This window comes from Geodermatophilus sp. SYSU D00710 (assembly GCF_054050195.1).
Window position 1 is genome coordinate 33,289 of record NZ_JBJGYX010000020.1, and the last position, 11,467, is coordinate 44,755.

Below are 11,467 nucleotides of genomic sequence, written 5' to 3' on the forward strand. Positions count from 1 at the left end.
CGCGGGCCCGTCCGAGGAGGCACCCGATGTCCGTGCCGTCATCGCCCGACCACGACCGCCGGCTGACCGAGCTGCGCGCCGGCATGTCCGTGGTGGCCAGCGCCGCCGCCGACCTGCACGTGGGCAGCCAGCCGGAGGTCCGGGTCCTGCCCGACGGCCGGCTGTGGCTGGCCGAGCTGGGGACCGCGGTCACCGCCGCCCACGTCTACCAGGCCGCCCGCGGCCTGGTCGCCGCCCAGCTCGACGCGATCGCACAGGTCTCGGGCCGGCCGGTGGAGGACCACGCGCTGGCCTGGCTGGTCACCCTGCAGACCAACGAGGTGATGGTCGGCCTGGAGGCCGAGGCCGCCTCCGGGGACGCACCCGCGGTCGAGGACGACGCCGCCTGAGCCGGTCGCCGGGGTGAGACCGCGCACAGCCGGGATGCCGCGGTCCTCGCTCCGCATTGACCCCCTCGTGCGGAACGTCTGGGGGCTCACGCGGTGCCGTGAGCTGGACCTGTGCCGGGTGACGAGCGCCGGCTGACGCCGCCGTCCGCGTCGTCCCCGCTCGAACCCCTCCCCGGAAAGGCACGTCCGTGCTCGCACGTCTCCGCCGCGTCCCGTTCGCGGCGCAGGTCCTCCTCGCCCTCGTGGTGGGCGTCGCCCTGGGCCTCGTGGCCCGCGACCTCGGCCCCGTCGCCGACGGCACGCCCAACTGGCTCACCAGCACCCTGCAGACCATCGGCGACACCTTCGTCACGCTGCTGAAGGTCCTCGTCCCGCCGCTGGTCGTGACCGCGGTGATCGTCAGCATCGCCAACCTCAAGCAGGTGTCGAACGCCGCGCGCCTGGCCGGCCAGACGCTGCTCTGGTTCGGCATCACCGCGCTGATCGCCGTGTCCATCGGCATCGGCCTCGGCCTGCTCACCGAGCCCGGCCGCAACAGCTCCGTCGACGCCGCGACCGCGGCCGCACCCGAGAAGACCGGCGGCTGGTGGGACTTCCTCACCGGGCTCGTGCCGGGCAACATCCTGGGGCTCCAGACCGGTGCCGACGGCAGCCTGTCGTTCAACGTGCTGCAGCTGATCGTGCTGTCGGTCGCGATCGGCGTCGCGGTGCTGAAGGTCGGCGAGCCGGCCGAGCCGTTCCTCGGCCTGGTCCGCTCGGCGCTGGCCGTCGTCCAGAAGCTGCTGTGGTGGGTCATCCTGCTGGCCCCGATCGGCACCGTCGGCCTGATCGGCAACGCCGTCGCCAGCTACGGCTGGGAGTCGCTGGGCTCGCTGAGCGTCTTCGCCGGCGCCGTCTACGCCGGCCTCGCGCTGGTGCTCTTCGTCGTCTACCCGGTGCTGCTGCGCCTGCACGGCCTCTCGCCGCTGCGGTGGTTCGCCGGGGCGTGGCCGGCCATCCAGCTCGCCTTCGTCTCCCGCTCCTCGATCGGCACCCTGCCGGTGACCGAGCGGGTCACCGAGCAGAGCCTCGGGGTGCCGCGGGCCTACGCCTCCTTCGCCGTGCCGCTGGGCGCCACGACGAAGATGGACGGCTGCGCGGCGATCTACCCGGCGCTCGCGGCGATCTTCGTGGCGCAGTTCTTCGGCGTGGACCTCTCGCTGACCGACTACCTGCTCATCGCGCTGGTGTCGGTCGTCGGCTCCGCCGCCACCGCCGGCGTGACCGGCGCGGTGGTCATGCTGACCCTGACGCTGTCCACCCTCGGGCTGCCGCTGGCCGGCGTCGGCCTGCTGCTGGCCATCGACCCGATCCTGGACATGGGCCGCACCGCGGTGAACGTCGCGGGCCAGGCGCTGGTCCCGACGATCGTGGCCAAGCGCGAGGGCATCCTCGACCTGGAGCGGTTCCGCGGCGGCCCCGCCGCCGGGCCGCTGCCCGGCGGGACCGGCGGGGTCGACGCCGACCTGCGCCAGCCCGCAGCCGCCTGATCCCGGCGCCCTCCACGGACGGGCCGGTGACCCCCCGCGGGGTCACCGGCCCGTCGCCGTGTCCGGGCGGGGCGGACACCGCCACGGTCAGGTGACCGATGCGCCTGCCCGCTCCTGGCGCCAGGGTCGTCCCCGCACCCGACCCCGCGGAGGAGCCCGGCCATGGTCCACGAGCCCGAGACGACCGCCCCGCCCCCGGCCGACGACCTGGCCGGGCGGCTCAAGCGCACCGAGGTCCAGCGCGGCCCGTTCTCGCTCCCGGGCCGGGAGGTCGTGCAGGTCCTCACCGAGATCCCGGTCGGCGTGGAGTCGGGCTGGCACACCCACCCCGGGGAGGAGGTCGGCTACATCGTCGCCGGCACGGTGGAGATGCAGGTCCGGGGCCGGCCGACGGTCACGCTGCACGCCGGCGGCGGGTTCCTCATCCCGCCCGGCACGCCGCACAACGCCCGCGACCTGGGCCCGGGCACCGGCCACATGCTCAGCACCTACGTCGTCGAGGTCGGGCGGCCGCTGGCCACTGCACTGACCTGACCCCGTCGGTGCCGAGTCCGCTCACTCCCGCAGCGCCTGGCCCAGCCGGGCCGCCTGCCGGGTGAGGTGGTGCCGTTCGGCGAGGTCGGGCGCGGACCGGGCGGCGTCGGCGTACAGCCGTGCCGCGGTGTGCAGGTCGCCCGCCCTCTCGTGCAGGTACGCCGACGCCGCGGCGTACCGGGGCAGGCCGGGGTCGACCGCGGCGAGGGCGGCCAGGCCGGCCGCCGGGCCGTCGGCCTCGCCGACCGCGACGGCCCGGTTGAGCTGCACGACCGGGCTCCCGGTGAGGCGGAGCAGTTCGTCGTACCAGCTGACGATCTGCACCCAGTCGGTCTCCTCGGCGCGGAGCGCGTCGGCGTGCAGGGCGGCGACGGCGGCCTGCGCCTGGAACTCGCCGAGCCGGTCCCGGGCCAGCGCCGCCTGCAGGACGGCGACGCCCTCGGCGATCAGCGCGGTGTCCCAGCGGGAGCGGTCCTGCTCGGCCAGGGGCACCAGGGTGCCGTCGGGCCGGGTCCGCGCCGGACGCCGGGCGTGGTGCAGCAGCATCAGCGCCAGCAGGCCCGCGGTCTCCTCGTCGTCGGTCATCGAGGCGAGCTGGCGGGTGAGCCGGATCGCCTCGGCGGCCAGGTCGACGTCGCCGGTGTAGCCCTCGTTGAAGACCAGGTAGAGCACCCGGCGCACGGTCGCGAGGTCGCCCGGCTCGTCGAACCGGACGCCCGCGACCGTGCGCTTGGCCCGGCTGATCCGCTGCGCCATCGTCGCCTCGGGCACCAGGTGGGCCTGCGCGATCTGCCGGGTGGTCAGGCCGCCGACGGCGCGCAGCGTCAGGGCGACCGCGGAGGCCGGGGTCAGCGACGGGTGGGCGCAGAGGAAGAACAGCTGCAGCGTGTCGTCCGCCGTCTCGGCCGGCCCGGGCGGTGGCTCGGCCGCGACCCGCTGCTCCCGCTCGCTCCGGGACGCCTGGGAGCGTGCGGCGTCGAGGAACTTGCGCCAGGCGACGGTGACCAGCCAGCCCCGCGGGTCGGCCGGGGGCCGGTCCGGCCAGGTCAGCGTGGCCTGGACGAGGGCCTCCTGCACGGCGTCCTCGGCCGTCGCGAAGTCGACCCCGCGCCGCACGAGGACGCCGATCACCGCGGGCGTCAGCTCCCGCAGCAGCAGCTCGTCCACCGCCGCGTCCGACCTGGCCGGCCCGGTCACTCGGAGACGGTCTGGGGCGCGCCGAGGAACGGGCGCACCTCGAGCCACTCGTGGATCGGCTTCCCGCCGGCCCCGGGGGCCGCCGACAGCTCGCCGGCGAGCTCGAGCGCGCGCTCGTAGCTGTCGACGTCGATCACCATCCACCCGGCGATCAGGTCCTTGGTCTCCGCGAACGGCCCGTCGGTGACCGGCGGCCGGCCCTCGCCGTCGTACCGGACGAACGTGCCCTCGGGCGAGAGCGCCTGACCGTCGACGTACTCGCCGGTGCCCTCCAGCCGGGCGGCGAAGTCGGCCATGTACTGCACGTGCCGGTCGACCTCCTCCGGGGTCCACTGGTCCATCGGGACGTCGTTCACCGCTGCGGGGGCGCCGCGGTAGTGCTTGAGGAGCAGGTACTTGGCCATGGGGTCCTCCCTGGTCCGGTGCGGCTCCGTCGGCCGCATCTGCCCTGGGACGGAGCCGGCCGGCCGGTCTCGACATCCCGGGCCGGATTCTCTCGGGACATCTCCTGGCGAGGACACTGGAGCTGGCCCGAGCAGCACCTGTTCGCCGGCGCGATCCGCAGCCGGCCTTCCCCGCCGGCGTCCACCCCGACCACGTCCGGGTCCCGGGTGACGAGCACGTCGGTGGTGCGGCAGCGGCGCGGCGCCGACGGCGCCGTCGGCACCCGGCCACGGGGGCGCGTCGGCGACTCCGGGGCCTGTGGCAGCCGTCAGGCCATCCCGCCTCCGCCCCCTCCGCTGCCCAGGCCGTGCGCGATGACCGCCGCCTTCGTGACCCGGTCCTCGGGCGGGAGGCCGTTGGGGTTGGACCCGTACACGGCCTCGGTGTCGGCCTGCGAGTGACGCACCCACGAGGCGAGGTGCCTGATGCCCCGGAACGGCAGGCCCGCGAGCCGCCCGACTCCACGGAGTCCCGACCTGAGCACGGTCCCTGCACCCATCCGCTGCCTCCCGGTGCCGTCCCGGCTGGATGCTCTCGGTGAGCCCGTGGTCCGGACAGGGACGGAGGTCCTGTGCTGCGAACGCCGGGTGCTCCGCGGTCGGTCGCGCGAGGTGCCGGTCAGGCGTGCACCGGAACGGCGACGCTGAGCAGGAGGACGCTGTCCTCGTGGGCCAGCACGCCGTGCCGCCGGTCGGGGACGGGAGCGGCCTGGTGGGTCCCGAGCTCGGCGACGTCGTCGCCGGCGACCAGACGGACCCGCCCGCGCAGGACGAGGAGGCTGGCCGCACCCGGGCTCTCGTGCTCGTCCAGGGCGGCACCGCCGCGCAGGGCGATGACCGTCTGCCGCAGCCCGTCGACCGGGTGCGGCAGCGTGCGGGCGGCGCGCCCGGCGGGGGCCGCGGCCGCCCGCTCGCGCAGTTCACCGGCGAGCCGGTGCAGGTCGACGACGTCGAGCGGGCTCATGGGTCCACTGTGGTGCACCGCCCGGGGTCCGCGGGGTGTGGCTGCCTGCCGCGGAGGTGCACGGGGCGAGCCGACGGCGGCGCGGGACCAACGGCGCACCGGGGTGGTGCCGTGAGCCACTGTCCGGACCTCTCGACGGCGGCCACGCTGCCCCCAGCGAGGAGTGGAGGGGAAGTGACCACATCGCGCACCGAGGTCTCCCGGTGGCGGCGCTGGATGTACCGGGGAAGGCGGCCGCACCGGCTGGCCGGCCTGCTCAACCGGGCCCAGGCCGCACTCGCGGCGCGGGGTGTCGGCCCGTCGCGGATCGTCGTGCTGGAGGTGACCGGCCGGCGGACCGGTCGGATCGTCTCCCTGCCGGTGGTGGTGGCCGACCTCGACGGTGGGCGCTATCTGGTCTCGATGCTGGGCGAGGACTCCCAGTGGGTGCGCAACGTCCGGGCCGCGCACGGCCGCGCCGTGCTGCGGCACCGCGGCCGGCAGGAGGTCCGCCTCCAGGAGGTCGAACCGGCTCGCCGGGCGCCGGTCCTGCGCCGGTACCTCGACCTCGCCCCCGGTGCCCGGGCGCACTTCCCGCTCGACCGCCGGGCTCCGCTGCAGGAGTTCGAGCGGATCGCACCGCGCTATCCGGTCTTCCGCATCACCGCGCCGTCCGGTGCCGCGTCGCCGGCGGGACCCCTGCCGTCCTGACCACCCTCCCTCCGGAGGCCGCGATGACCGTCACCGCCACGGAGCTGTGGCAGCTGGGTGCGGTGGAGCTGGCCGCGGCGATCCGGTCCCGGGAGGCCTCCTGCCGGGAGGTCGTCGAGGCGCACCTGCGACGGATCGAGGCGGTGGACCCCGCCGTCAACGCCGTCGTCGTCGTCCTGGGTGAGCAGGCGCTCGCCGCGGCGGACGCGGCCGACCGGGCCGTCGCCGGCGGCGACGAGCTGGGGCCGCTGCACGGCGTCCCGTTCACCGTCAAGGGGCTCATCGACCTGGCCGGCACGCCGACCACGCAGGGCCTGCGGGCGCTGGCCGGGGCGTACCCGGCCCGGGACGCGCCCGCCGTCGAGCGGCTGGAGGCCGCCGGGGCCATCCCGATCGGCCGCACCAACCTGGCCTCCTCCGGGGTGCGCTGGCACTGCGAGAGCGAGCTGTGGGGCGCGACGGTGAACCCGTGGGACCGCTCGCGCACCGCCGGCGCCTCCAGCGGCGGGGACGCCGCCGCGGTGGCGACCGGGATGACCCCGCTCGGGCTCGGCAGTGACGGGCTCGGATCCCTGCGCTCCCCGGCGCAGTGCTGCGGGGTGAGCACGCTCAAGCCCACCCTGGGTCGCATCCCCGACGCGTCGAGCGTCCCGGGGCCGGAGTTCGCACCGATCGGCGCCCAGCTGACGATCGTGGTCGGCCCGATGGCCCGGCGCGTGGCGGACCTGCGGACCGCGCTCGAGGTGATGGCCGGGCCCACCTGGCGCGACCCGTGGTCGGTGCCGGCACCGCTGCGCGGCCCCGCACCCGAACAGCCGATCCGGGTGGCCCTGGTGCTCGACCCCGCCGGGCAGGGCACGGACCAGCAGGTACGCGACGGCGTCCGGAAGGCCGGCCGGGTCCTCGCGGACGCCGGCTACGTCGTCGAGGAGGTCGAGCCGCCCTCGATCGACGTGGCGGCCAGAACGGACCTGGCCATGCTGAACACCCCGGAGATGCGGGCCGCGCTGCCGGCGTTGGCGCCGCTGTGGCCGGCCGAGACCCGGCGGTTCCTGGCGGAGTTCTACGCGGCCCTCGGGGACGTGGACCCGGTGGCGGCGATGGAGGGCTTCGCCACCCGGCACTCCCTGCTGCGTCGCTGGGGCGAGTTCCAGCAGACCCATCCGCTCGTCGTGGCCCCGGTGTCCACGGAGGTCCCCTTCCGGGTCGGCACCGATCTCGGCGACGGCGCCGTCACCGACACCATGCGCAGCATGCGCATGGCGATCGCGGTCAACGCGCTCGGCCTGCCCGCGGCGGCCGTGCCCGTCGGCGTCGCGGACGGGCTGCCCCAGGTCGTGCAGGTCATCGGCCCGCGCTACCGCGAGGACCTGTGCCTGGACGCCGCGGCGGCCCTGGAGGACCGGCTCGGGATCCTCACCCCCATCGACCCGCGACAGCCCTGACAGATCCGCGCCGCCGAGAGGAGCAGTCGCATGACCACCACCCTCGACGTGGACCGCGGCAGACCGGCCGTGGCGGAGCCCGACCTCCACCGCGCGATCGCGAGGGTGCTGCGCCGCTGGCCCTCGGCCGGAGTGGCGGTCGCTCTCGTCCGTGAGGGCTTCCCGCCGCGGTTCCTCGGCCACGGCGTGGCCGACGTCGCCTCCGGCCGCCCGGTCGGCGAGCACACCGTGTTCCGTGTCGGCTCGCTGACGAAGATCCTCACCGCGGTCGCGGTGGTGCAGCTGGTCGAGCAGGGCGTGGTCGACCTCGACGCGCCGGCCGCCGACCACCTGCGGGCCTTCCGGCTCGTCCCGACCGGGGTCGGTGTCCGGCAACCCACGGTGCGCCACCTGCTCACCCACACCGGCGGCGTCGGGTACTGGCGGCGGCGGTCCGACCTGCTGCGGCACCCGGGTGTCGGCTCCGGGGACGTCGCCCGCTCGATCGTGCCGCCGGCCGAGTACTACCGCGACGGCCTGCCCGTGGACGTGCAACCCGGGACGAGATGGGCCTACAGCAACCACGGCTTCGCCACGCTCGGCCAGATCGTGGAGGACGTCTCCGGCGAACCGCTGGACAGGTACCTGCGCGAACACGTCTTCGGCCCGCTGGGGATGGCGGACACCGAGCTGGTCCTCACCGAGCGGCTGCGCGTCCAGCTGGCCACCGGGTACACGCTGCGTCGCGGCCGGCTGTCGGCGGTGCGCTCCCGGGAGGTGCCCACGCCCGGCAGTGGCGGCGCCTGCTCGACCGCCCCGGACATGGCACGTCTCGTGGCGGCGATGCTGCACGGCGGCGCCGGCGAGCACGGCCGCGTGCTCGCCGCGGAGAGCGTCGCGTCGATGTTCCGCCCGCACTTCCGGCCCGATCCGCGGATGGCCGGCATGGGCCTGGGCTTCGACCGGCACGAGGAGCGGGGCCGGACGCTCGTCGGCAAGACCGGCATCCTCTCGGGCTTCCTGTCGGCGATCGGGATGGCTCCCGACGAGGGGGTCGGCGTCGTCGTCCTGGGCAACACCGGCGGGCTGGACGCCCGGGGCGCGCCCGCGCCGCTCGCCGACGCGCTCGTGCGGCTCCTGGTCGGCCTGCCGGAGGACCCCGTCCGCGACGACGTCCCCCCGCACCCGGAGGTGTGGCCGGCGCTGTGCGGCTGGTACGCCCCGGACGCCGGCCCGATCACCAACCTGTTCCCCCGGGTGGCGATGGGCGCGGGAGTGGAGGTGGCCGTCCGGCACCGGCAGCTGGTGCTGACCCCGCTGACGCCGGTGCCGGGGATGCGCACCGCGATGGTGCTGCACCCCGACGATCCGGACGACCCGCGGGTGTACCACGTCGCACACCCGCAGTTCGGCTGGAACCTGCGCGTCGTGTTCACCGAGGACGACCCGCCGCGGTTGTTCCACGACCTGATGTCGTTCGAGAAGCGACCCGACTGGCAGAACCCGCGGCGGTGGGCCACGGGCGCCGCCGGAGCCGCCGTCGCGACCGTCCTCGCTCGCCGGCCCCGGGGAGCGACACGGCCGCCGGCCGGGGGGCATGCCCGGTGAGGTGAGATGGACAGGTTGACGGCGCAGGACCGGATGGGCCTGTGGCCCGACGAGCTGGGCTGGCCGTTGGACATCGGTGCGGTGGCCGTTCTCGACGGCGCCCGACTGCTGGATGCCGACGACCGGCTGCGCCTCGACGCCGTCCGGGAAGCGGTCGCCCGCCGCCTGCCCGGGGTGCCGAGACTCCGCCGGACGCTGCTCACGCCGCGGTGGTTCCTGGGCGGGCCGCTGTGGGTGGACGCGCCCCGGTTCGCACTGGCGGACCACGTGCACGAGGTCGGGCTGCCGCCGCCCGGCGGCGAGCGACAGTTGCTGGACGCGGTGGAGGAACTGCGCGCCCGGCCCTTCGACCGGTCCCGGCCGCTGTGGCAGATGTGGTTCCTCACCGGGCTCCCGCAGCGGCGGGTGGGCGTCTACGTCCGGGTGCACCACGCGATCGCCGACGGCGTGGCCGGGGTGGCGACGCTGGGCGCGCTGTTCGACGCCGTGCCGGACCCGCCGTCGCCGCCCGCCGTGGCGTGGACGACGGCGCAGCCGCCCCCGGCCGGTGAGCTGCTGCGGGACCACCTGCGCCGCCGCGGCCGGACGGTGCGCCGCGCGTTGCGCGGGGCGGCCCATCCCGTCGCCACCGCCCGACGGGTGCGGGGGGCCTGGCCGGCGGCGATGGCCGGCATCCTCGGCGAGCGGGCACCGCGCAGCAGTCTGAACCGCCCGATCGGCGGTCACCGGCGGCTCGTCGTCGTCCGCGCCGGCCTCGACACCGCCAGGCAGGTCGCGCACCACCACGGCGGCACGGTCAACGACGTGCTGCTGACCGCCGTCGCCGGCGGCCTCCGGGAGCTGCTGCTCTCGCGGGGCGAACCCGTCGACGGCCTGGTGCTGCGGGCGTTCGTGCCGGTGTCGCTGCACACCGAGGGCGTCGGCCGGCCGCAGGGCAACCGGGACGGGGTGATGGCGGTGCCGCTGCCGGTCGGCGAGCCCGACCCGGTGCGCCGGCTGGAGCTGATCGCCGCCGACACCCGTGCACGCAAGCAGCGCACCCGCTCGCCTGGGCTCAACGCCCTGCCCGTCGACTTCCTGCAGCGGGCCGCCTGGCGCATGGCCACCCGCCAGCGGGCGTACAACCTGTCGGTCACCAACGTGCCCGGTCCGCCCCGGCGGCTCTTCCTCGCCGGCGCGCCGCTGCTGGAACTCATCCCGGTCGTGCCGATCGGCGGGAACCTCACCCTCGGCGTCGGCGCGCTGTCCTACGCCGGGCAGCTGTCCCTCGTCGCCGTGGCCGACCGGGACACCTGCCCGGACGTCGAGGTCTTCGCCCACGGGGTGCGTACGGCGCTCCAGGACCTGGCCACCTCCGTGACACCGCCCCTCGTTCCGCCGCTCCGGGACCGGGGCGACCGAGCCCCCGAGCAGGCGGCTGGTCCTCGGGTTGCGCTGTCGCCGGGTCGGTCGTCACCACCTCCGGACCGCTGAGCGCTCGGCGCACACGGGGACGTCGGCCTGACGGGGTCTGGCGATCGCCGTCGTGGCGGTCGTCGGTCATCGGTGGATGGGGCCGCGCCGGCACGAGAGAGGGAACAGACGACCACCGCACCACAGCCTGGACCTGCACGGGGAGGGGTCGGTGGTCACCCGGATCGAGCCACGGCACCACTGCGCCACCTGGTCCTCGCCGCAGACAGCGCGGCCCCCGTCAGGGAGAACCCTGTCGGGGGCCGCGAGGACTACAGGTCAGGGGCTGTGCCGCCCCGGTCGATCAGATGTCGTAGCACATCGCGCGATCCCACAGCTTGATCGACCATGATCGGTGATCGCGAGAAGACGGCGGGCCTGCAGTTGTGCCACCGAGGGTCATCGGTCGCCGTTGACCCTGGTGGAGCCTTCTGAGACACGACTGAGACACGCACTGAGACATGGCCCGAGGTCCCTGCGACACCGGAGCCCGACCCAACGGGACGATCCTCGGGCCGGCCTCCGTTCATGTTCTGGCTCCGGCGCTGGTCAGCCACCCCAGGGACAGGGGCGCTGGGCTGCCAGCGCTCCGGCGTGCAACCGGCCGCGCTCAGCCGGCGGGTCCCGGTGACGTTGACGCCCGGCGTTGCCAACCAGACAGGTGCGCGCCTCAGGAGGCGGGCTCAGGGCGGATGTCGGGGGGATGGACGTCAGGCTGTGGCAACGACGTCGTAGATCTCAGGCGCTTCCAGTTGGACGCCGAGGTCGTGGATCTGGGACACGACGGGGCCGAGCGCTTCCCGCGGGAAGTTCGCCGAATCCTCGTCCTGCCACGTGCTGATCGCCACCGAGGTGCCGGCCTGACGGTTCAGCGCGCCTTGGAAGGAGACGAATCCCGGCTGCTTCTTGATGACCTCGGCGGAGGCTTCAGTCAGCGCGATGAGCTGCTCCTCGCTCGTGCTGGGGTCGAAGGTCCCGCGAGTGATCCGCACCTTCATGAGACGGTCCTCCGGGTTCAGGTGGGTGGTGGGCGTCCCACTCTCTTCCCGGTGCCGCTTCCGTGCCAGCCCTCGGTGCGCCGCTCTTCGACTGCTGTCCCGAGACCCGGCCGAGCACCTCAGCAGTCCCTCGTGGAGGCAGCCCTCCTGCGGCCCACACGGACGACCTCGTCGAGGCGGAGCCCCGCCGGAGTGGACCAACGCCAGCGGGGCTCCGTTCCTGTGCTGGCGTCCGGCGC

Annotated in this window: 12 protein-coding genes; 7 read left to right on the plus strand and 5 right to left on the minus strand. The window is 75.3% G+C overall.

All coding sequences use genetic code 11. From position 1 onward, the window contains the following. Positions 1 to 26: 26 nt before the first annotated feature. The 3 genes from ACI78U_RS11595 (at position 27) to ACI78U_RS11605 (ending at position 2,452) form a co-directional block, all read left to right on the plus strand. Positions 27 to 389, plus strand: a complete 363-nt coding sequence (locus ACI78U_RS11595; RefSeq protein ID WP_456875462.1) for a hypothetical protein — start codon at positions 27 to 29, stop codon at positions 387 to 389. 188 nt (positions 390 to 577) lie between these two features. Continuing rightward, positions 578 to 1,918 carry a dicarboxylate/amino acid:cation symporter gene (locus ACI78U_RS11600; protein ID WP_456875463.1) on the plus strand — a complete coding sequence of 447 codons (1,341 nt, stop codon included), beginning with the start codon at positions 578 to 580 and terminating at the stop codon, positions 1,916 to 1,918. 162 nt (positions 1,919 to 2,080) lie between these two features. After that, the gene (locus ACI78U_RS11605) at positions 2,081 to 2,452 is read left to right on the plus strand and encodes a cupin domain-containing protein (RefSeq protein WP_456875464.1); all 372 of its coding nucleotides are present in this window, start codon (positions 2,081 to 2,083) and stop codon (positions 2,450 to 2,452) included. Between the two features lie 21 nt (positions 2,453 to 2,473). On the opposite strand, the gene ACI78U_RS11610 is transcribed toward ACI78U_RS11605, so the two are convergent. The 4 genes from ACI78U_RS11610 to ACI78U_RS11625 form a co-directional block, all read right to left on the minus strand. After that, entirely contained in the window at positions 2,474 to 3,649 is a 1,176-nt protein-coding gene (locus ACI78U_RS11610) for an RNA polymerase sigma factor (protein WP_456875465.1), read from the minus strand. After that, positions 3,646 to 4,053 (minus strand): YciI family protein, encoded by a 408-nt coding sequence (locus tag ACI78U_RS11615; RefSeq protein ID WP_456875466.1) that lies wholly within the window; start codon positions 4,051 to 4,053, stop codon positions 3,646 to 3,648. Before ACI78U_RS11615 ends, ACI78U_RS11610 begins: the two co-directional genes overlap by 4 nt. A 308-nt stretch (positions 4,054 to 4,361) precedes the next feature. Beyond that, positions 4,362 to 4,499, minus strand: a complete 138-nt coding sequence (locus ACI78U_RS11620; protein ID WP_456875467.1) for a hypothetical protein — start codon at positions 4,497 to 4,499, stop codon at positions 4,362 to 4,364. A 212-nt stretch (positions 4,500 to 4,711) separates the two neighbouring features. After that, positions 4,712 to 5,056 (minus strand): LuxR family transcriptional regulator, encoded by a 345-nt coding sequence (locus ACI78U_RS11625; protein WP_456875468.1) that lies wholly within the window; start codon positions 5,054 to 5,056, stop codon positions 4,712 to 4,714. A gap of 174 nt (positions 5,057 to 5,230) precedes the next feature. Here ACI78U_RS11625 and ACI78U_RS11630 point away from each other — a divergent pair, with 174 nt between their 5' ends. Genes ACI78U_RS11630 through ACI78U_RS11645 form a run of 4 tightly spaced genes read left to right on the plus strand, consistent with a single transcriptional unit; the run spans position 5,231 to position 10,251 of the window. Next, a complete protein-coding gene (locus ACI78U_RS11630) occupies positions 5,231 to 5,746 on the plus strand; it encodes a nitroreductase family deazaflavin-dependent oxidoreductase (protein WP_456875469.1) in 516 nt (171 codons plus the stop codon). 23 nt (positions 5,747 to 5,769) lie between these two features. After that, positions 5,770 to 7,191 (plus strand): amidase, encoded by a 1,422-nt coding sequence (locus tag ACI78U_RS11635; RefSeq protein WP_456875470.1) that lies wholly within the window; start codon positions 5,770 to 5,772, stop codon positions 7,189 to 7,191. 30 nt (positions 7,192 to 7,221) lie between these two features. Beyond that, positions 7,222 to 8,778 carry a serine hydrolase domain-containing protein gene (locus ACI78U_RS11640; RefSeq protein WP_456875471.1) on the plus strand — a complete coding sequence of 519 codons (1,557 nt, stop codon included), beginning with the start codon at positions 7,222 to 7,224 and terminating at the stop codon, positions 8,776 to 8,778. 6 nt (positions 8,779 to 8,784) lie between these two features. Further along, positions 8,785 to 10,251: a wax ester/triacylglycerol synthase family O-acyltransferase gene (locus ACI78U_RS11645; RefSeq protein ID WP_456875472.1), complete on the plus strand. Its 1,467-nt coding sequence runs from the start codon at positions 8,785 to 8,787 to the stop codon at positions 10,249 to 10,251. Positions 10,252 to 10,940: 689 nt separating this feature from the next. Here the strand turns inward: ACI78U_RS11645 and ACI78U_RS11650 are convergent. After that, positions 10,941 to 11,228: a hypothetical protein gene (locus ACI78U_RS11650; RefSeq protein ID WP_456875473.1), complete on the minus strand. Its 288-nt coding sequence runs from the start codon at positions 11,226 to 11,228 to the stop codon at positions 10,941 to 10,943. Positions 11,229 to 11,467 lie beyond the last annotated feature (239 nt).